This is a genomic window from Kamptonema sp. UHCC 0994, from assembly GCF_029167235.1.
In the GTDB taxonomy this organism is placed as follows: Bacteria; Cyanobacteriota; Cyanobacteriia; order Cyanobacteriales; family Microcoleaceae; genus Kamptonema.
Map to the genome: position 1 here is coordinate 1 of NZ_JARFTR010000272.1, position 21,461 is coordinate 21,461.

The following is a 21,461-nucleotide window of genomic DNA, read 5'->3' on the forward strand; positions in this document are numbered from 1 at the left end:
GGTAAAATCACCGCCAAGATGGCGGCGTTACGTAATCGTACATAAGTCCTGTTAATGTCAACATATAAATAATGACAAAGCACCCACAAAATTATTCAAACTCCCCCATTTGGCAACCCTTCACCCAAATGAAAACAGCCCCCCCACCTCTGAACGTTGTGCGAGGAAAAGGAGCAATATTAGAATTAGCAGATGGGCGGCAAATTCTCGACTGCATTTCTAGTTGGTGGGTGACAATTCACGGACACAGCCATCCCGTACTCGCCAAGGCCCTTTACGAACAAGCCCAAAAATTAGAGCACGTAATCTTCGCTGGTTTCACTCACGAACCAGCCGAAAAACTAGCCAATAAATTGTTAACTCATACCCCAAAATCTCTTGCGCGAGTTTTCTTTTCTGATAACGGATCGACGGCCGTTGAAGTTGCCCTAAAAATGGCCTATCAATATTGGCATAATCTCGGAGAAACCAATCGCACCAACTTTATTAGTTTTGAAGGAGGCTATCACGGTGATACTATTGGAGCAATGTCAATGGGTGGAAGTTCCCTCTGGTGGCAACCATTTAAACCTTTAATGTTTGCTACCGATATTGTTCCTTATCCTGCCACCTTTGACAACGATACCGAAGTAGAAACTCGCGAAGCATTAGCTTTAGAAAAAATCGAATTTTTGTTAAAACAGAGTGATAAATATGCCGGAATTTTCATCGAACCCTTAGTACAAGGTGCAGGGGGAATGCGAATGTGTCGCCCTCAATTTTTGCAAGCCCTAGAAAAAATTGCCCATCAATATAATGTCTTATTGATTTATGATGAAGTAATGACAGGTTTTGGTCGAACTGGCGAACTATTTGCCTGTTTGAAATCCACAACTTCACCAGATATTCTTTGTTTATCTAAAGGTTTATCTGGAGGCTGTTTGCCAATTGCCGTAACCCTAGCAACGGAGAAAATTTACCAAGCCTTCTGGCAAGATGAATCTGACAAAGCTTTTTTTCACAGTCATTCCTATACTGGGAATCCATTAGCTTGTGCAGTCAGTGTAGCATCTTTATATCTGCTGGAGCAAAACCCCGAAGCCTATCAAGGGATGGAAAAACAGCACCGCCGCTACCTGAATCAATACCTAAAATATCATCCCAAAATAGAACGGATTCGCATTTGTGGTACAATTGCAGCAATGGACATAAAAACTAAAAATGTCCCCGGTTATTTTAATCAAATTGCTCAACAGTTAAAAGCACGATTTCTAGAAGCCGGATTTTTACTCCGTCCCTTGGGAAATACACTTTATTTAATGCCTCCTTACTGCATTTCTCCAGATGAACTAGAATCTATTTATCTGGCAATTCGCCAAATCTTGAATACTCTCTAACCCCTTGACTTTTACTAACATTTCGCTTATGAATCTCCCTAATTGGAACGGCTTGGCTGACAGTGCTTTGGCTGGAAAATGCCTCTCTCGCGAGGAATCTTTAGCCGTTTTAACCGCACCCGATGACGTTTTACTCGAACAACTAAGTGCAGCTTATCGGGTGCGGCGACACTACTGGGGAAATCGGGTAAGATTGCACTATTTACTGAATGCTCAAAGTGGCCTTTGTCCAGAGGATTGTCATTACTGTTCTCAGTCCAAAATTTCCACAGCAGAAATTGAAAAATATCCGCTTTTAGCTAAGGAGAAAATTCTGGATGCAGCGGAAAGAGCAAAACAGTTAAAAGCGGGTACATTTTGTTTGGTAATTTCTGGTCGCCAACCTAGCGAATCTACTTTTAATCGAGTTGTAGATGCAGTTGAAACTGTCAAGGCTAACTACGATCTTAAAATCTGTGCTTGTTTGGGATTATTGAGTGAAGAACAAACTCACCGCTTAGCAAAAGCTGGCGTAGATCGAGTTAATCACAATCTCAATACTTCCGAAGAATATCACTCAGAGATTTGTACTACCCATACTTTTGATGATAGAGTTGAGACGGTTAATCATGTGAAAGCAGCCGGAATTACAACTTGTTCTGGTGGAATTTTGGGAATGGGTGAATCTGATCATGATGTCATTAATTTAGCGCTTTCCCTCCGGGAGTTGGGAGTTACTAGCGTCCCCGTTAATTTTTTCATCCCTATTCCCGGTACGCCATTTGCCGATGTAAAAACGTTAAATCCTCGTCAATGTTTGCGAATTCTCTGTTTGTTCCGATTTTTGCTTCCCAGTCAAGAAATTCGGATTGCAGGGGGGCGAGAAGTGCATTTGCGATCGCTACAACCTCTCGGACTTTATGCTGCAAATTCTATCTTTGTGGGTGATTATCTCACGACTCCAGGTCAAACAGCCAATCAAGATTGGGAGATGATTGGGGATGCAGGATTTGTGCTAGAAGCTTCAGATGGTTCTCTGTTAGAATAGGCTAATTGTTAACTGTTAACTGTTAACTGTTAACTGTTAACTGTTAACTGTTAACTGTTAACTGTTAACTGCTAATTGCTAATTGGTAATACTTTTTTCCTATTCCTTCTTCCTTCTTCCTTCTTCCTTCTTCCTTCTTTCTCGTTAATTTTGCTGTTCTAGCCAAACTACTCCATCTTTAAATAGCGGCTTTTGGCGCAGTAAGGAACCGAAAGGTACATCTCGATTTAAACGGGGTGCTTCCTGTAAAAAGTTGCTGTATTGGCGAGTTCTCCAGCCGTAGCGTGCGAAAAATTTTGGCCCTTCTGCTGGTGCAAATTGGAGTTTAGCATTGGCTGCGTTAAAAGATTTACCCCACTTTTTTTGCACTTGCTGCATTAAAAATGGCGAGGCTAATTCGCATACCCACCAGCGGAAATTAACATATCTCCGCAAATCAATTGCTAGAGATCCAACTTGTTCAGAAGTTAAATAAGCTAAGAGTCCTTCAGTAATAATTAACACTTTATTACTAGCAGCGCTAACTTGAGCAAAAAGCTGATTTCTTAACGAGAGATTTGTTAAATCTAGAGGAACAATTTTCAGATTACAAATAGGTTTTTCACTAGCAAGTTTTTCCTGTTTGTAGGATGCGATCGCAGGTAAATCAACCTCAATCCACTGTAGAGAGGCGGGTAGTGACATCCGGTAAGGACGAGTATCCAAACCCGCAGCGAGGTTGAGCACGGTATCCACGCCGTCGCTGCGGATGCTTTGCGCGATCGCCTCGTCGATCAGACAAGTACGGATAGCTACGGCCAAGCCTGCCTTGTCAGGAGGCCCGCCAAGGGCTAAAATGAACTTTTCCCCGCGATCGCCTCCCAGCATTCGCGCCAATGGATCGCAGAAATTGGCATCTAAGCGATCGCTTTCAATTGCACGCGCGATCGCAATACCGAAGGCCGTATCCGATATACTCTCAATTGGCAGCAAACTATCATTCATATAAGCAAGGCGAAAGATAGGACATTTTAACTATTTCTAAATAATAAGGACTTACGCACTTCTAACGTAACGCCGCCGTCTCGGCGGTATCTTTACCACCCAGACAGAGTGTACAACAATGCGTAAGTCATATAATGATAGGATAGCATTATTAAGCACGGCCACAAACGATCGAGGAGAATTATAAAGTGATTATTACTTCCCAGGAAATTGCAAAGTTTCGCTCTCAATTAGCTGATTATTCAGAAGCTTTAAAAGCGCTGGATGTAATTGAAGACTGTGAAGGAGATGTAGAAGATGCAGCAATATCTATGGCAATTCAAGTCGGACAAGAACCCAATACCTCTGACAATTGGCTATCAAGTTTAGCTAAAAGATGCCGTGTTGTTCTCTGCGAAGAAGAGGTAAGAGCAAATTTAATAAATGGACTATTAAAACCAGCAGTAGAAGCTTTGATTGAAGCCAAACTTTGTCCCGATATTTTAGCAACTCCTGTGGTTATTTATGTGGTCAAAACTGGAGTCCAAGATTTTTGCGAACCCCTTGATTATCAACTTTAATAGGCAATGAAACTCGGACTATTTTTGAGACATCTAGGAACGCCCCTCATCTATTATCCTAAGCTAGCTAAATTTACGGGTGGTGTGGCTGCTTCTATCCTATTTTGCCAAGTATTTGACTGGCAATCTCAATTATCTCATCCCCAAGAATGGGTCAAAATTACAAGCGATGAAATTGAAAAAGCAACAGGTTTAAACCCTAGCGAACAAGAACTAGCACGCCGTCAACTACAAGAGCGTTTGTTACTCAAAGCAAGATTAGTTAATGATACCACCCTAGAACTTTGGGCAGATATTGACGCTCTTGAGAATAAACTCGATAATATTTTCACCGCTCAATCTTCAGATATAATAGCACAGAATATCTGCCAAACAAAAAATCCTCCTGTAGAAGTAGTGACTAACTACCCTACCTCAAATTTAACTATTAAAACTGATAAATTTTTCGGTCAACCTCGCCAACTAACAACAGTTAGAGTTACCCCCCATTATAAATTTAGTGGCCCTTGGCAGTCTGATGAGCAATTCGAGGAATTTCAGCGTATCTTATTAGAATACTATAAAAATCAAGGTCATCCGAATCCTTCTAGATCTGTATTTTACGAAATTGATAACATGACAAAAGGCCTTATATCTCCCTTATGGGATGATTTCATCTCAGGGAAACCATTGGGAGAAAGCCAGAAAGTCAAGCGAGAATGGGAAATAGAACCGGGAGTGTCTTATCCAGCTTTTGAAGAAGAAAGGACACAATATTATGTTCACAAAGGCGAACCCTTAGAACAGGCAGTTTTAAAGGCGCGATCTGACTTGAGAAATCCAGTTTTAGGCCGCGATTTGTGGGAAGGATTTTTGAGAAAGTGCGATCGAATAGCTGATGAGGCTATTAAGGCTAAAAAGATGGGAGTCGAGACACCTTATCTGCCACCTTCTTTTACCGAAAAGCCTCAAATTACAAAAGAAAGTGTGATTAAAAAATTAGGAATTATCGCACCGCAATTTTCCTTAGAGTCATCAAGTTCTAATATGCTTTCTGCGGTAAATTTAGAACAGCAGGAAATAGAGGAAAAACCATCTCAATCAGCAGATGAAATTCCGAGTATTGCTTCTTTGCAGGAGGCGTGTAAAACTCCTATTGGGAGAAAGATGATTGAAAATTTAATTGCTAAAAATCCAGAGTGGGGATATGAAATGGTTGATGGTCAAGTCATAGAGTCTATTCCTTTTTAGAGGTAAATATGAAGCAAATTAGTGATATTAATCCTTTAGAGTTGGGACGGGAACCCCTTTCTGAGAAAGCCAGAGAAAAGTTGCGTCGGGAGAGAATTCAGCAAGAAAAAGAAAATGGCTATCAACTATTAGCTGAACTCTGCTATTTAGGTGAGTATGATGCAGCTAAGCAACTGGCGAATAGAAATCAAAAATGGGGATATGAAATAGTTGACGGGGCAGTGATGGAAATGATAGATTAGTTTAGTATGGTAATTTACTGTCAGGTTAAACAATGACTACCCTTAATGCTAAAAACATTACCCTGAATGAAGTTCGTCATTTTTTTAATTTGCAAGAACAGTTTAATAACACGGACACATTTTCTACCTTATTAGCCCTGGAACCTCTTAGCGAAATTGAACAGCAAGAACTTCTCATAATCCGCAATGATTTCCGTGAATATATTTCAGCAGAAAAACTCTCAGAAGGTCTAGTAAAAGCAATAACTACCTTTCCCTTAATACGATTAGCTGGATTCTATCACCCCCCAATTAAGATCAGTCTCGAACAAGACATCGCCGAGATTAGGATTGAAGATGAAGATATCACACTCACCGGGAAATTGGACATTCTAGCAATCAATAAAACCAAACCAATAACAACAGAAATATCTTTTTGGGTTTTGGTAATTGAAACTAAAAATAGTGCAATTGCCCCCCGTACTGGTTTACCCCAACTACTCACTTATGCCTACAAAAGTTTGGAACGCCAAGAATCCGTCTGGGGATTAGCAACAAATGGAGAGTTTTACCAATTTGTCTATATCCGCCGAGGAGAACAACCAATCTATCAGCTTATGCCATCCTTAACTTTGATGGAGCCTGAACCTTCAATTTTATTGTTACAAGTTCTTAAAGCTATTTGTAAGCTGTAGAATATGCGCTAACATTATACGATCGCTAAACCATCCCCAAACCATGCTAACTCTTAACGCCAAAAACCTCACCATCGGACAAGTTCACCAACTTTTCAACTTCCAGAAGCAATACAATAACTCATTTACGTCCCTATTATCTCTCGAACCCCTCACCGAATTTGAACAGCAAGAACTCACACAAATTAGGGATGACTTTGATAATTACCTCTCGAATGATAGAGTCTTAGAGGGACTGGTAAAAGCTCTAACTACCTTTCCATTAATGCGATTAGCTAAATTTTATCGACACCCAATTAATATTAGTTTAGAACAAGACATTGCCGATCTTCTTATTGAAGATGAAGATATCAAAATTACAGGAAAATTGGACATTCTCGCCGTTAATAAAACCAAACCGATAAACAGTGAAATATCTTTTTGGGTTTTAGTGATTGAGACTAAAAACAGTCTAATTGACCCATTAGCGGGTTTACCTCAACTGCTGACATATACTTCTAAGAGTATAGAACATCAATCCTCTGTCTGGGGTTTAACTACTAACGGTTCGCGCTATCAATTTGTGTATATCCAGCGCGGAAATCCCGCAATTTATCAGCTAATGCCACTGCTGAATCTGATGGAACCTGAATCGTCAATTTTATTATTACAAGTTTTTAAAGCCATTTGTAAGCTATAAAAAAATTGAAGCAGGGAAAATTCCCCACCTCAACTTTTACCTAACTATATTCCCTACAAAATAGGAAAGCTAATTAGTAACCTCTGGTATTCGGCTTGTGAACGATAAAGCTCAACACTTGGCACTGCTTCACGTTGTCAAAACCCATCACGCGGATGTAGCAAGTAGGATTTTCTTGACGGCAAGCGTTAATTTCGCTCATAATCTCTTGGACGCTGCGAGCATGAAATAAAGGCAACTTCCACAGAGTCCAGTAGCGCATTTCAGCAGCAGAGGTTTCGTTGAATTCCACACCGGGAATATAACCCTGATCCAAAATGTATTGCAGTTGCTTAGCAATTTGTGAATCACTCAGCGGTGGCAAATAAGACAGAGTTTCGTAGCGCCGCTCTTTGGGTAAAGTCTTCATCTTTCCTATCTCTTAAATGTGTACGTGATTGCTGTTTCCAATCAACTAACTAGATAAATTATCCAAATTAGTTTCCGGGTCTAATTGTGTTTCAGGATAGCTACGGTCAACAGATATATTTAGTTGCGTAATTCGCTCTAAGTGCTGGCGTTTGTGTCCCATATTTGCCTGCTTAATCCCAGCGCGAACCATTTCCGGCAAATAATCCGCCACTTCTTCTGCCAAATGCTCCCGTACCGTCATAATCCGAAACGCTAACTCTTGGTTTTGTGAAAGTAGCTCTTGCAAATAAACCTCTCCGTCTTGGATTTTTCCCGTTGAAGAAGCATTGCTTAACCAAATTGCCACAGGCGGATTAGTCTCACTCAATTGATCGATCACAATCCGCACAGCTTGATAGGTCAGGTAACTTGCCAACACCTTTGCAGTGTCTTTTGCAACTTGTTTAATATCCATATTTGACCCAGCCCCTTAAAAGTTTTGAGTGGTGGGGCGGTACTTCTATGACCGCCCGGAATATTTAGCTTTGAATTAAGAACTTTCTAACTCAAAACTCAACACTTAGCACTCAAAACTAGAAACTTTAGATCAGACGGTATCCATTGCTTCATACTCGAACTTGATTTCTTTCCACAGTTCGCAAGCAACAGCCAATTCAGGGCTCCATTTGCAAGCTTCGCGGATGATGTCGCCACCTTCGCGCATCAGGTTGCGGCCTTCGTTACGAGCTTGAACACAAGCTTCCAAAGCGACGCGGTTAGCAGTTGCACCGGGAGCATTACCCCAAGGGTGGCCCAAAGTACCGCCACCGAACTGTAAGCAAGAGTCATCGCCGAAGATTTCCACCAATGCGGGCATATGCCAAATGTGGATACCGCCGGAAGCAACGGGCATTACCCCAGGCATGGAAGCCCAATCTTGGGTAAAGTAGATACCACGAGCGCGGTCTTGTTCGATGTGGTCTTCGCGCATTAAGTCTACGAAGCCCATCGTGATGCCTTTTTCGCCTTCCAGTTTGCCCACAACTGTACCGGAGTGCAGGTGGTCGCCGCCGGACATCCGCAAGCATTTGGCAAGCACGCGGAAGTGGATACCGTGATTTTTTTGACGGTCAATTACGGCGTGCATGGCGCGGTGAATGTGCAACAAGATACCGTTGCGACGGCACCATTTTGCCAAGGTGGTGTTAGCAGTGAAACCACCGGTTAGGTAGTCGTGCATGATGATGGGGGTTTTGAGTTCTTTGGCGAACTCAGCCCGTTCCATCATTTCTTCGCAGGTAGGGGCGGTGACGTTCAGGTAGTGACCTTTGACTTCGCCGGTTTCTGCTTGGGCTTTTTCAATCGCATCTTGAACGAACAAGAAGCGATCGCGCCAACGCATGAAGGGTTGCGAGTTGATATTTTCGTCGTCTTTGGTGAAGTCCAAACCGCCACGTAAACACTCATACACGGCGCGGCCGTAGTTCTTCGCAGATAGACCCAATTTCGGTTTGATGGTACAGCCCAGCAAAGGACGACCGTACTTGTTCAATTTGTCACGCTCAACGGTGATACCGTGAGGTGGGCCTTGGAAGGTCTTGAGGTAAGCGATAGGAATTCTTAAATCTTCCAAACGCAGAGCACGTAAGGCTTTGAAGCCAAAAACGTTACCAACCAATGAGGTCAGCAAGTTGGTGACGGAACCTTCTTCAAACAAATCCAGAGGATAGGCAATAAAGCAGATGTACTGGTTGTCTTCACCGGGAACTGGCTCGATGTCATAACAGCGACCTTTGTAGCGGTCGAGGTCGGTCAAAAGGTCAGTCCAAACTGTTGTCCAAGTACCAGTGGAAGATTCGGCGGCCACTGCGGCTCCAGCTTCTTCTGGGGGAACTCCTGGCTGGGGCGTGACGCGGAATGCAGCCAGAATATCAGTATCTTTTGGCGTATAGTCCGGCGTGTAATACGTCAGTTTATAGTCTTGAACTCCGGCTTTATACCCAGCCTTAGATTGAGTTTGGGTTTGAGAATAAGACATAATGTCGCGTCCCTCGATTCGCTTAAATTTTTTGTCTAATGGCAGACTGATAAAAACTATATCAAGAAAGCGATACTGTGTAATTTTAATATTATTTTAATTTACATAAGTTTACTTTATGTTTTTGCAACATTTGAAAATATTATTTAACAATTCTTAAAATATTTTTGGGCGAATAAGTGATAGAGATGTAAGCCGAGCGGACTGTGGGGATGTGGTGGGAGTGGATGGCGATCGCCATCTGTGCCTTGGGAAAACCAGCAGCTCGATGCTGTTAACTAAGCTGGAGTAAATTCCTTTTAACAAGATTTATAATAGGATATCGAGCGACCTAGAATAACACCGAAGTTTTCCCATTATTATAAATCTTGTTCAACCTCCTGATGAGTGCGATCGCACTTGGCAAACTTATGGTAGAGGGACAAATTTGTAGCCAGTGTTTCCTCCTTGTTTAACTTGTACTAAAATCGGCTTACCCGTGCGATCGCCCGTTGGCAAAAACTTCACTTCTTCGCTTGCTCCTGCTGTTGAGAAACTTGGATTTCTGAGTGCTTGTTGCAACCCTTCCCGCGTATTACTTTGCCGCAATCCCACGATGATAGCTTGAGTTGCGTCAAAACTCATTGCTGTTCGCCAATTTACTACTCCTCCCCACCGCTGACGGGCATATTCTGGGAAAGGACTACCGGGATTGGTTTCAGGATGCCAGGGAACAGGCAGAACAAGCCCGTTAACGTCCTTTTGACCTTCTTTTAAGGTTTGATTAGTATAGAGTGTAGTGTTAGCGTAGAGCGGCAATTTGCCTCGATTTATGTGAGCCAAAGACATGGCGCGATCGATGCGATCGACATGGGGTAATACCATCAATCCCTGTGCCCCTTTGCTGACAGCATCAGCCAGCGAATTGTTAGGATTAAAAGAGGGTGTGGAAAAGTCGCAAACAGTGGGAACAAATTTGCCTCCAGCAGCAGTAAGAGATGCCACAAACTCATCTTTAAATGAGATGCTATCCGGTGCTTGCGAGTCAGAACAAATGGCAATATTAATTTTGCCTGTTTTCACTACATAAGTTGCTAAACGAGTAGCCATTAAGCTAATATTAGGTACTGTCCGAAAGATGTAGCTGCCAAATCCTGAGAGATTATTTGCTTGGCTAGTCGGTGTCACCATTACCAGTTTTTCTTGCTGATAGATCGGAGCAGCTTCGAGAGAGGCATTGCTAGCATTGTGTCCAATTACTGCTAGGATACTCCCATCCTTTACTAAGGCTTTGGCAACTTCTTTGACCAACTGTGGATTATTGTCATCGTTGACAATTTCTACTTGCAGTTGTGCGCCATTGATGCCACCATTAATATTGATTTGATCCTGAGCTTGGGCGACACCTCGGAGGATTTCTTGGGCAACATTGGGGTTGCTACCAATGGGGACGCTGACCGCAATTTTTAAGGAAGAACCATTACTTGCTCTGGCATTATTCAAATAGATAACAGTTTCCGGGTCGTTGCGATTTTGTTGCAATGAAGCCTGAAATTTTTGGATGGCTTCTTTGTAATCTCCTTTGGCAAAAGCTGTAACTCCTGCTTGCTTTTCGGCGGTTGTTTGCGATGTTAGTAATATCTGATTTCCTAAACTTAAACGATTGGCAAGCGCCCCAGATGGCTGTGAAATTTTCTGCTTGAATAAACTGGGAAGAAACTTGTATGCGCCAAAGGCAATTAAGATGAAGATAATAATAAAAAAAATGGGCGGTGGACTTGTTCTTTTGTTAGTATTTTGAGACATGATTTGTGTTCCTAATTGTGATATTATTTGGAAGCTGAGCCTTCAGCTACGCATTCCCAGCCTCTAACTGGGAACGAGAAAACGAGAAAGCCTGTAAGGACGGGTTCGCCAATCACATTAAACGGTGCAAATAGATTAAATCAACGATCTCACCTCTTTGACACATAATAAGGATATTCAGACCCTACAAAATTGGTTGTGCCTCAGCCTATTCTTACCACCGCCCACTGCATTAACCCCGATTGCCCAAGGCCTTATCCTCAGACTTGGGGTAATAATTTTTGTCAGAGTTGCGGAGCTCCCCTGCTGCTGCTGAATCGCTATATTCCTCTACAACGCCTCGGAATTGGGGGTTTTGCAGCTATTTACACTGTCTGGGACTTGCAGAGTCAGACAGAACGAGTGCTCAAAGTCTTGCTTGAAAACTCCCCCAAAGCTTTAGAATTGTTCGAGCAAGAAGCGTGGATGTTAGCGAGTTTACGCCATCCGGGGATACCCAGAATCGAGCCGGACTGTTATTTTCACTTGGAACTCCGAATTGTCACAAATCAAGGGAATTACTCGCAACGCCGCCTCCCTTGTTTGCTGATGGAAAAAATTCACGGCGAAACTTTACAGGATATTCTCGACGATCGCCCTCAAGGGTGTCCAGAGGCGTGGATTTTTAGTTGGTTAACTCAAGCGGTGGAGATTTTGCAGGAGTTGCACGATCGCAATATCATTCATCGGGACATTAAACCTTCTAATTTAATGCTTAGGGAGGAAACTGGGCAATTGGTAATGATTGATTTTGGGGGGGCGAAACAGGTGGGGGTAGATGCGGCTAAGAAAGGGAGTTTGAGTTCGACTCGACTGATTTCTCCAGGTTACAGTCCGCCGGAACAAATTGTGGGGGGTGCGGTTGGGCCTGCTGCGGATTTCTATGCTTTGGGCCGGACTTGCATTCACTTGTTGACTGGTAAGTATCCGGCGGATCTGGAAGATCCTTTAACTGGGGAGTTGCGATGGCGACATATTGCGCCTCATAGTCAGAGTTTGGCTAATTTGTTGGATGATATGGTGCGATCGCAGGCGCGGGAACGTCCGGTAAATGCGGCTCAAATTCGCGATCGCCTCGCTAAAATTTCTTTAAGCCAGAATTCGCCGACTTCGATCGTTGCTGTAGGTCAAGGCGTGCTCAATTTTTCATGGGAAGTGTTGGCGACACTAGGTGAAGGAATTGGAAGTTTAACTGTTTTCCTATTTAGTGCGATCGCGCAGACGGTAGTAGCTTCTCTGGATACTGCTTGGGAAATGGTATTAGGCGGACTTGGTGGGAGTGTAGGGGCGATCGGCGGCTTGATTTTGGCTTATTGGTCGCCTTTGGGCCCTCAGTTGGCGAGTTTGCTTAATCAGGGGTTACACGAACTCGTACCCGATCTTACCTTCAATGTCGGGGTAGAGGTTTTGCTGTTTGGATGTGCTGGCTTGGGAACTGCTTTCGGTTTGACGGATGCGGGAGGGTTTCGCCAGCGTCGTCGCTATTGGATGGCGGGTTTGACGGGAATGCTGGGCTATGGATTGGGGGGGCTGTGTTGGGCGAGTGGGATAGATGAGATGATGTTGGTAGGGGCGATGGCGATCGCTTCTGTGACCTTGGGAATGGGTTTGCGTAGCCATCATGGGATTCATGCTTTTGTAGCCGCGATCGCACCTTTTGCTGTGTTTGCTACCTTCAAAACCTTTAATTTTTTCCCTGACAGTTTCTTGCACTTCCTTTTACTCGCTCATTCTCAACCCAATTGGTTACAATTCTGGGGTAGCATTGCCTTTTTTGGCTTAATGGGAAGTGCCATCGGATTGTGTTTGGGCGCGAGTCATTATTTGATTGTTCCTGTATTGCGATGGTTGGGATGGCGCTAGATTGTTAATTGTTAACTGTTAACTGTTAACTGTTAACTGTTAACTGTGATTCTATTCCCTTCTTCCCCTTCTTTCCCTAGCCCCTAGCCCCTAGTTATATTTTAGTAATTTAATGCCACTCACGATTAACCAATTAATTCAATCTAAACAGCAAGGTCGTCAAATTGTAGTTTTGACAGCCTACGATTTCGCTATTGCTCAAATCCTAGATCGAGCAGGTGTTGATATCGTTTTAGTAGGCGATTCTCTGGCAATGGTAGCATTAGGCTATGAGACAACTCTGCCAGTAACTCTCGATGAAATGATCCATCACGCGAAAGCGGTTCGTCGCGGAGTTAAGGAAGCCTTAGTTGTGGTAGATTTACCATTTTTAAGTTATCAAGAAAGTCCGCAGCAAGCAATGCACTCAGCAGGTAGAGTTTTGAAAGAAACGGGGGCGCAAGCGATAAAATTAGAGGGGGGAAATCCCGCGATCGCGCACACAGTTTCTCAGCTAACATCAGTGGGAATACCTGTGATGGGTCATGTGGGTTTAACTCCGCAGTCGGTACACCAACTGGGATATCGGAAACAGGGGAAAACGGCGGAGGCGAGTGATAAAATTTTAGGGGAAGCGATCGCACTGCAAGATGCGGGAGCTTTTGGGATAGTATTAGAGCATATTCCAGCCGATTTAGCGGCTCAAATTAGTCAAAAGTTGGCAATTCCTACTATTGGCATTGGTGCGGGGCCTCATTGTGATGGTCAAGTTTTAGTAATTAATGATTTATTGGGGCTTTCTGTGCGATTGCCTCCGTTTGCGAAGGCTTATACTAATTTGCGGGAAACTATTACTGAGGCCGTGCAGAATTATTCAATGGAAGTTAGAGAGGGGAAATTTCCTGAATGAGGGAAAATATCCAGCAAAAATATCCCGGCGATTGAAATCGCGTCTACACGAACAAAGTCCGCCTTCGCGGACTAATGAGGTTGATTAATTTTTGCAAGAACTCTGTATAATTTCAACCCGCGTAGGCGGGTTTTGTTTGTGTAGACGCGGTTTCAACCGTCGGGTCTATTGGGCTTATCCTAATTATTACCTAAGAAATTGCACTTCTTACTAAAATCACCTTACTATTAACACCACGAGCGATCGCCTCTGGAATATTCCCATTAATTACGTGCTGCAATAATCCTTCTCGACTAGCACCAACCAAAACCACATCAAATTTATTTGTTTCAGCTAAATTAATCACAGATTCCGCAACAGAACTTGATACAATCGGAATAGTTGTTACATTTTTCTGCAATTTACTCCGCAGAAAATCTGCTGATTTTTCCAGTATAGATAAATCGGGACTAACTAATTTAGGATGAAAAACTTGGCAAAGTTCAATTGACGGAGAATTTCCTAAAGAAACTAAAGCTGGTAATAGTTGCATCGCTTCTTGAGCATTTGGCCCGCCAGCAATTGGTACTAACCATTTGTGAAAAGCAGAAGGTAGCAAACAGAAAGATGAATTAATCCCATTTGATGTAGATCTCTCACCTAATTTTACTAACATTACTTCGCAAGCAGCTTGGCGAATAATCGTATCTACCACCGTACCAAAAATTCTGCCTTGGGCTGGGGGTTCGGCGTTCCATCCCATGATCATAAAATCAATATGTTGATCTTTTATAGTTTCTAAAATTGCCCGATCGACATCATGGGCTACTCTTACCTGCGTATGTACAGAAATATTTTCTCTAATTCCTAAATTTTCTGCTTGACGCAACAATCTACGGCTTTTGGTTGTTCTTACGGGTGTCTCAGATGGGGAGTTATGACGCGGAACAATAACGACCTGAAGACAGACTAATTCATAATCGCGATCGCGAGCAATTGTCGCAGCTATTTGTAACAATGCAAATGCTGTTTGGGGATTAGCTAATGGTATTAACAATCGCCCCTTTCCTCCCGTCGTCGATCGCGTTTGATAAACTATATAAGATGGCTCAGAGGGAGGAATTAAAGTCGGAGTTGAGCCACTTAAATGATTAGCTTCGGCTCGAATTAGATCGCTACGAGTGATAATTCCTACTACCTTTTTATCCTCAATTACTGGTAAACGGCTAAGTTGATATCGGTTAAGCAAATAAAGGACATCTGCCAAAGAAGCTTCAGGCGTTACCGTCACTGGTTTCGTAGTCACGATTCGCCCCAGTGGAATGTTTCTATCTAGCTGGCGTTCGGTGTAAAGTGCTAGATCGGTTTGGGTAATAATTCCTACTAACTTGCCATTTTCAACAACCGGAAATCCGCGATGGTGAGAACGAGAAAAGGCTTGTATTGCTTCCTCTAATGTCATACTACTTGTTAATATTTCGACCCGACGCTGCATAACATCAAGAGCTTTCATAGAAGTAAAAAATCCCTCTTTTTGTAGCTCTTTTTCTAAATAAATACCCTTGAATTCCAACAGCCGATCGTAAATAGAGCCGGGAGAAACTTTTTCAGATACTAGATAAGAAGTCACAGAACCAATCATCAAGGGAAGTACCAGATTGAAATCAGTAGTCATTTCAAAAACAATCACAATTGCCGTGACTGGCACTCTGGCTACTGCACTAAAAAAAGTACCCATTCCTGCCAAAGCATAAGTTGTTGCTGGGCTAATTCCCAAGAGATTATGTTCGCACAAACCAATCAAATATCCCAAGGCAGATCCCAATATTAAAGTAGGCGCAAATAGACCTCCAGGCGCACCAGAACCATAAGCAACTATCGTCAGAAAAAAATAAGCTAAAAAAGCGATCGCCGCAACGTGCCAATCAGCTTTACCAGTAATTAGTATCTCCCGCAAGCCAGTATTATCCCGGAAAATATCTGGCAGTATCAATACTATTAAAGCGCAGACAAAACCAGCTAATCCTATTCGCAAGGGTAAACTGAGGTGTAACACGCGGCGATAAAAAGCTAAACTTGCTAAAATGCTTTCATTAAACAGCGAACCTAATAATCCAGCTAAAACTCCCAATACTAAGTAGAAAGGAATCTCTTGCACGGAGAAGTTTGTTGTATGAGTAACTAAATTGAGATTAATATCTAAACTTTGACCGCCTAAAACATGGGAGACAACAGCACCAATAAAAGAGGCTAAAATTGCCGTACCTAGAGTGATTCCAGATAAATCTTGCAGCAGTTCTTCAACAACAAATAATACTCCCGCAATCGGTGCATTGAAAGCAGCGGCTAAACCCGCGCCTGCGCCTGCGGCGATCAATTGGCGACGATGATCCGGTGAAGTTGGAAACCAGTGACTCAGTTGGGCGGCTAAGGCGGCTCCCATTTGTACTGTGGGCCCTTCCCTTCCTAATGCTAATCCAGAACCCAAGGCTAAAGTTCCACCCAATAACTTGAAAAAGGCAACTCGCAAATCGAGCGACATTGGCACTTTAGCTAATACTGCTTTGACTTGAGGAATGCCACTACCAGAGGTTTCTGGTGCGAAACGCTCTACAATAATTCCTGCTAGTAATCCACCGATTAATCCTATTGCTGGTAGCGCCAGCCAAGGATGTAGTAAATGAGATGCTTGGATGCGTGCACCTCCCAGCCATCCTATAGCTTGTTTGAGTAAAACGGCTGCTAAACCGGAGACTAAACCAATCAGACAGGCTTCAAAAATAGCAAGACGTTTAGGCGACAGCAATTGATGAAAATACTTGGGAATAGCAAAATATCGCATATTACAATTATCAATTAGTTCAGCAAAAAGCTTTTAGTCTGGAGCCAGCTTTTATTATACAGGTTAAGTGAAAGCACAGAGAATATTAAATCATCCGTTAAGATCAATAATACAATCATAACACTTTACCCCGTCACTCCGACAAATCTGCCCCCACCCTGCGATTAAGGGGCGGGTTTTGTGGATTCATCGTTTTTACGATCGGATTTTGGCGAACCCGCCCCTACCACTTTATGTTTGCGAAGAACGAAAAACCATATTAATGCCCACAGCAAAACTGGAATTAAACCAATTAATAAACTCCAAAAAACTGATTGTGTAAAAGGATGTAAGCTGCCAGCATTTTTATCCCAAGGCATTAACAAAGGTTGTTCAGGTTTTATCAACCCATAGCTAGTAGCAACGATACCGGCGGCGGCCATTCCTCCGCCAACAACTGCAATAGTAATATTTAAGTTGCGGCTGCTAATGGTATCTTTTTCACTGCTTTTTCTATCCGTTTCTATTTGTTCAATCTCTAGCATTCCTCGGATATTAGCAATCATTTCTTGAAACAAATTCTGACCAGCAATCAAGTAATTTAAGTCAACTTCAATTTGTTTTAAATAAGTATTGGAAGCTAAATCTGAAAAACGATACCATATTTCTAAATTATCATCATCTAATTTCACAGGATCGACTTCTTTCAGTGCATTTTTAAAATTCTCAATATTTGTTGTCGTGGTGTTATGGCACTCTCGGACAAAACGCAAAGATTTACTGTATTCAAAGCCACTTTTACGGATGTTAGCTAATAAATCTTTTAACTCTGTCAGCCGTTTTTCTAACGCTGGTTCTTTTTCGATGTCGCTGAATTTGGGAATTTGCTTTTCTAAGTCGCTGGCTTGCTTTTGTCCATCACCATAATAGACTTTGGCTCTATAGTAAGCATATAACACTTTACGCCGATAGAAAAGCAGATTTTTGAGGGAAATATCAAACTCTGGGTTAAATGAGTCTAAGGTGTTCGGGTTTTGCTTCAGTAACACCAAAATATGACAATTTAACTCTGGGTTTAATTCGCGATTATCATATTCAAAAATCGGACTACCAAACAGTTTTCCTTGACTGATAAATTTGGGAGATGGGTTTATTTTACTATCAACTAATCCCGCAACGCAAGCATCCGCAAGAGTGCGATAATCTACAAAAATATTTGGTTCGGCATAAAGTAATATTGTTTGCCCTAAAGATGCTTTGATAGTGCTTTGTAATAAGCAACCATTAGGATTAAATGCCTTTAAGTCACGGGGATTTATGGGAGTATCTTTTTCTTGACAAGATAACGTTAATTCGACTGCATAGGTATCTTGGATTTTTTCAGCCCGAAACGCACCTTTTCGCATGAGATTTTCAGCAATAGGAATGGGAGACAAAGGGAGTTTTCGCTTTCCATCTGGTAGCAATAGCAAATTTTCCCAATTTTCGTCTTTTGGGATAGTTTTTGTTAGCTTTTCTGGGAAATTTTGCAGTTCCTCACTTTTTAATTCTTTGCCCACTTCTTTAGCGAAATTATACCAAAATGCCTGAGCATTTTTCGCCTTGGTTTGATATCCCTCATCGAAATCAGCCCACAGGTGAAAGGCGTAGAGGGTGAGGATAGGATTTTTAACTTTGGCTTCTATTGTCATTATTTTGATACCAAACTCTCAGCTTTTGGAGTCCCCACAATAGGAGAAAGTTCTACAACCACTTTTGAGAAATTATCACCCAAAACTGAAGAAGCATCGAGTATTTCTAACCCGGCTAGTTTTCCATCTGGGCCATAATTCGCAGTAATATCTTCAGACAATTCTCGGTTTTCTGCGGTTCCCGCAGCTAGGGAACGCAATTCAATATACAGCGCATCGACTTCTGCATCGTAATAAATTTTCATAGCTCAATTTTTAACTATTGTTTAGAGTATCATCGTTTTCAGGCGTTATTGAATCATCACTTTTTAACCCCTGACGGTTGAGATTTTCGAGATATTTTTCATAACAGGCTTTAACTTTATCTTGATCTAATTCTTGCTGTGCGTCATCGGCATCACTCAAACCCATTTTGCACAGATCATTTTCGATGTTTTCCTCAACATTTTGATGAGTTTTGCACCAAGCTTTGATTTTCTCTGCCGTTTGTTCTATACTATCCGTAGGCTGAATATCTAATCCGTGAATTTGATTCAAAAAGTTCTGTTCGTAAAAATCAAATAAGCGGGTAAAAGCTGCGACAATTGCTTTAGGAGTAGCATTCTCAGGGATTGACATAGCACGTAAACCCTCCTCTATATTTTGCGTAGTTAATGTTAAACTTGTTGTTTCCCCAATTAAGGTAAAACCTGCCCAACATTCAGGGTTGGGAAACCTAGCTTTCGTTAATATCATAGCATGGCGCAAGGCCGACCCGCGATTTTCCCCATTCGCTAAATTCTGATAAAATTGAGTCATCAAAACCTTAGCGGCCGGTGCGCCAATATTCCACAGGGAAACGATTAAACTGGGAACTCCAGCGAGAATAAAACAGCGCGATAACCCAATAATTCCATCGCCGGTAATTGTGCCTTTGCCGGTGCTACAGGCACTCAATACTACTATCTCACAATTGAGTTGTTTATCAATAATTTCAGCGGCATTTAACGCCCCATCATCACCATCGGCAGGGGCTAAAACTATTGTGCCGGGAATCCGCCCTTTCACAATTTCATCGGGTTTATATTCGTCTAAAAGTCCGTGCGCGAAAATGTGGACGATGCGCGTTTCTAGCATTCCGTTGATGACGGCAACTTTGGTGGCTTTGTCTCCTGTGATGGCGGTGGTTTCTAAGATGGTGGCGATGCTTTCTGCTGCTGCTTCCATAAATGGATAGGGACGCAGTTTATAAGGATCTTCTTGGAAGTTTTGGTGTAAGGCTGGTTCAGCTATTACTAGGGCTTTTTGCCGGGTTCCTCGCACTTGCTGATCTTGCGCGTGGGTGTGTTTTAAGACTTCGATGGATGGGGCAATTAGGGGTGTATGATCTTCGATGAAATAGCGTCCTTGGCGGTTTTGTAAGGCCGCAAAGGGTACTAAAAATAGGGCATAATGGGGGATGAAAATAACGGGGGATTCGGGATCGCTGGGTAATAAGTCGGCGATGGGTGCGATTAGGATTTCATGGAGTAATTGCAATAGGGGAAAGTTGGATTGTGCGTCTCTTTTGTCTTCGGTTTCAATTTGAATTTTGTTTTGATTGCTGTCTTTTTCATCGACACCAATGGAAACCCGCGCTTTGAGGATGATTTCTTGGAGATCCTTGAGAGATTTGTGGCGAGTTTCTAAGGGAGTTAAGTTGGCGCGGCGAAATTCAATGTTTCCTGTGGGCTGAATTACCCAGATATAAATGCCTTCATAAACCATTGAATATTCAACGAGGGTGGCGTTTTGATTTTGGGCAACTTGCTGGATATCAGAAGTTGTTAGATAATCTGTGATTTCCTCAGCTTTTTCTGCCTTTTCTGGTTCTGAAAGTTTTTGTCTTAGCAACTCGATAAAGGCACGAGTGCGTCCCCTTTCTGAAATTTCTAAAGCTTCGGTAAGTTTATCTTGGGCAACCAACACTTTTTGCATTAGCAGATAGGAATATCGCTGGATTTCAAAAATAGAGACTCTATGACTGTCATCCTTTAAAATGGCTCGTAATTCTTCCCAAATTGTAATTGCTTGTCGCAGTTTTTTTTCTGCTTCTGGGAATTGATTAATTTTTTGAAAAATTAAGCCGAGATTATTCAGGGAAATTGCCTCTCCATGACGATCTCCGATTTCCTTCCGAATTTTTAACGATTGCCGATGGTAGTCTATTGCTAACTGATGTTCTCCCAATAAATGGCAAGCAACTCCCAGACCTTCTAAAGAATTTGCCTCTCCGTAGTGAGATCCTATTTCTCTCGAAATTTCTAAATTTTGTCGAAAGCATCCGGTGGCATTATAGAATTGCCCTAATGACTGGTAGGCACTTCCCAGACTTCCCAGGAAAGTCACTTCTAACCGGCGATTTCCTATTTCTCTATTAATTGCTAAGGATTGCTGGTAGAAGTCTATAGCTAACTGGTATTGCCCTAATGACTGGTGGGCATTTCCCAGATTTCCCAGGGAAGTTGCCTCTTCCTCGCGATCACCTATTTCTCTGGCAATGGCTAAAGACTGCTGGTGGTAGTCTATAGCTAACTGGTATTGCCCTAATGATCCGTAGGCACTTCCCAAACTTCCCAGGGAAATTGCCTCTTCCAGGCGATCACCTATTTCTCTGGCAATTGCTAACTTTTGCTGTTGGCAGTCTATGGCATTATCGAATTGCTCTAATGATTCATAGATATTTCCCAGATTTCTCAGGGAAACAGCCTCTCCCTGACGATATCCTATTACTGTCGCAATTTCTAAACACTGCTGGTAGTAGTCTATGGCTAACTGATATTGCCCTAATGATCGGTAGGCAACTCCTAAATTTCCCAGGAAACCTGCCTCTCCCTGCCGATCGCCGATTTCCCTGGCAATTTCTAAACACTGCTGGTAGTATTCTATAGCTAACTGGAATTGCCCTAACGATTGGTAGGCAATTCCCAGAGTTCCCAGGGAAGCTGCCTCTCCCTGACGATTTCTAATTTCCTGATAAATAGTTAATGCCTGTTCCCAAGATGTGATCGCCTCTCGAAACTGCCTTCTTTGACACTGCTCAAATCCTTGACTCCATAACCTATCAGCTTCTTCCTTTTGTGCATTCATCTCGCCATCATCCATCCTGACAATAAATATATTATGCCACAGCCACAAAAAACCACAAAGCACGGACAATACCAGATCGTCCGTTC

The 21,461-nt window shown here is 42.5% G+C and carries 18 protein-coding genes; 9 read left to right on the forward strand and 9 right to left on the reverse strand.

Annotation, left to right across the window (positions count from 1 at the left end; genetic code table 11):
• Positions 1-71 precede the first annotated feature (71 nt).
• Both bioA and bioB read left to right on the forward strand, forming a co-directional pair.
• Positions 72-1,376, forward strand: coding sequence for an adenosylmethionine--8-amino-7-oxononanoate transaminase (bioA, locus tag PY364_RS23895; protein WP_275570202.1), 1,305 nt, complete (start codon positions 72-74; stop codon positions 1,374-1,376).
• Between the two features lie 28 nt (positions 1,377-1,404).
• Positions 1,405-2,403, forward strand: coding sequence for a biotin synthase BioB (bioB, locus tag PY364_RS23900; RefSeq protein ID WP_275570203.1), 999 nt, complete (start codon positions 1,405-1,407; stop codon positions 2,401-2,403).
• Between the two features lie 144 nt (positions 2,404-2,547).
• Here the strand turns inward: bioB and PY364_RS23905 are convergent, their stop codons facing one another.
• Complete coding sequence (locus PY364_RS23905; protein WP_275570204.1) at positions 2,548-3,387, reverse strand: SAM-dependent methyltransferase; 840 nt, start codon at positions 3,385-3,387, stop codon at positions 2,548-2,550.
• A 188-nt stretch (positions 3,388-3,575) separates the two neighbouring features.
• On the opposite strand from PY364_RS23905, the gene PY364_RS23910 reads away from it, so the two are divergent.
• From PY364_RS23910 to PY364_RS23930, 5 genes are read left to right on the forward strand one after another with little or no spacing between them, the layout of a single operon-like run.
• Positions 3,576-3,947 carry a hypothetical protein gene (locus PY364_RS23910; protein ID WP_275570205.1) on the forward strand — a complete coding sequence of 124 codons (372 nt, stop codon included), beginning with the start codon at positions 3,576-3,578 and terminating at the stop codon, positions 3,945-3,947.
• Positions 3,948-3,953: 6 nt separating this feature from the next.
• The gene (locus PY364_RS23915) at positions 3,954-5,177 is read left to right on the forward strand and encodes a hypothetical protein (protein WP_275570206.1); all 1,224 of its coding nucleotides are present in this window, start codon (positions 3,954-3,956) and stop codon (positions 5,175-5,177) included.
• Positions 5,178-5,185: 8 nt separating this feature from the next.
• Entirely contained in the window at positions 5,186-5,419 is a 234-nt protein-coding gene (locus PY364_RS23920; RefSeq protein WP_275570207.1) for a hypothetical protein, read from the forward strand.
• Between the two features lie 32 nt (positions 5,420-5,451).
• Positions 5,452-6,093, forward strand: coding sequence for a restriction endonuclease subunit R (locus PY364_RS23925; protein WP_275570208.1), 642 nt, complete (start codon positions 5,452-5,454; stop codon positions 6,091-6,093).
• Positions 6,094-6,136: 43 nt separating this feature from the next.
• Positions 6,137-6,772 carry a restriction endonuclease subunit R gene (locus PY364_RS23930; RefSeq protein ID WP_275570209.1) on the forward strand — a complete coding sequence of 212 codons (636 nt, stop codon included), beginning with the start codon at positions 6,137-6,139 and terminating at the stop codon, positions 6,770-6,772.
• Between the two features lie 73 nt (positions 6,773-6,845).
• Here the strand turns inward: PY364_RS23930 and PY364_RS23935 are convergent, their stop codons facing one another.
• The 4 genes from PY364_RS23935 to PY364_RS23950 all read right to left on the reverse strand — a co-directional run bounded on the left by PY364_RS23935 (position 6,846) and on the right by PY364_RS23950 (position 10,985).
• A complete protein-coding gene (locus PY364_RS23935; RefSeq protein ID WP_275570210.1) occupies positions 6,846-7,181 on the reverse strand; it encodes a ribulose bisphosphate carboxylase small subunit in 336 nt (111 codons plus the stop codon).
• Positions 7,182-7,226: 45 nt separating this feature from the next.
• A complete protein-coding gene (locus PY364_RS23940) occupies positions 7,227-7,637 on the reverse strand; it encodes a chaperonin family protein RbcX (protein WP_275570211.1) in 411 nt (136 codons plus the stop codon).
• A gap of 132 nt (positions 7,638-7,769) precedes the next feature.
• Positions 7,770-9,200 carry a form I ribulose bisphosphate carboxylase large subunit gene (locus PY364_RS23945; RefSeq protein WP_275570212.1) on the reverse strand — a complete coding sequence of 477 codons (1,431 nt, stop codon included), beginning with the start codon at positions 9,198-9,200 and terminating at the stop codon, positions 7,770-7,772.
• Positions 9,201-9,608: 408 nt separating this feature from the next.
• The gene (locus PY364_RS23950; RefSeq protein WP_275570213.1) at positions 9,609-10,985 is read right to left on the reverse strand and encodes an ABC transporter substrate-binding protein; all 1,377 of its coding nucleotides are present in this window, start codon (positions 10,983-10,985) and stop codon (positions 9,609-9,611) included.
• Between the two features lie 198 nt (positions 10,986-11,183).
• Between PY364_RS23950 and PY364_RS23955 the strand changes: the two genes are divergently transcribed.
• Together PY364_RS23955 and panB are read left to right on the forward strand one after the other, a co-directional pair.
• Positions 11,184-12,887 (forward strand): serine/threonine-protein kinase, encoded by a 1,704-nt coding sequence (locus tag PY364_RS23955; protein ID WP_275570214.1) that lies wholly within the window; start codon positions 11,184-11,186, stop codon positions 12,885-12,887.
• 112 nt (positions 12,888-12,999) lie between these two features.
• Entirely contained in the window at positions 13,000-13,776 is a 777-nt protein-coding gene (gene panB / locus PY364_RS23960; protein WP_275570215.1) for a 3-methyl-2-oxobutanoate hydroxymethyltransferase, read from the forward strand.
• A 190-nt stretch (positions 13,777-13,966) separates the two neighbouring features.
• Here panB and PY364_RS23965 read toward each other — a convergent pair whose 3' ends face one another.
• From PY364_RS23965 to PY364_RS23980, 4 genes are all read right to left on the reverse strand, one after another.
• Complete coding sequence (locus PY364_RS23965) at positions 13,967-16,597, reverse strand: chloride channel protein (protein ID WP_275570216.1); 2,631 nt, start codon at positions 16,595-16,597, stop codon at positions 13,967-13,969.
• Positions 16,598-16,761: 164 nt separating this feature from the next.
• Positions 16,762-18,267 (reverse strand): hypothetical protein, encoded by a 1,506-nt coding sequence (locus PY364_RS23970; protein ID WP_275570217.1) that lies wholly within the window; start codon positions 18,265-18,267, stop codon positions 16,762-16,764.
• Entirely contained in the window at positions 18,267-18,512 is a 246-nt protein-coding gene (locus PY364_RS23975) for a DUF2283 domain-containing protein (protein ID WP_275570218.1), read from the reverse strand. The genes PY364_RS23970 and PY364_RS23975 overlap by 1 nt, the downstream gene beginning before the upstream one ends.
• 10 nt (positions 18,513-18,522) lie before the next feature.
• On the reverse strand, positions 18,523-21,438 hold the full coding sequence (locus PY364_RS23980) for a CHAT domain-containing tetratricopeptide repeat protein (RefSeq protein WP_275570219.1): 2,916 nt from the start codon (positions 21,436-21,438) through the stop codon (positions 18,523-18,525).
• Between the last annotated feature and the right edge of the window lie 23 nt (positions 21,439-21,461).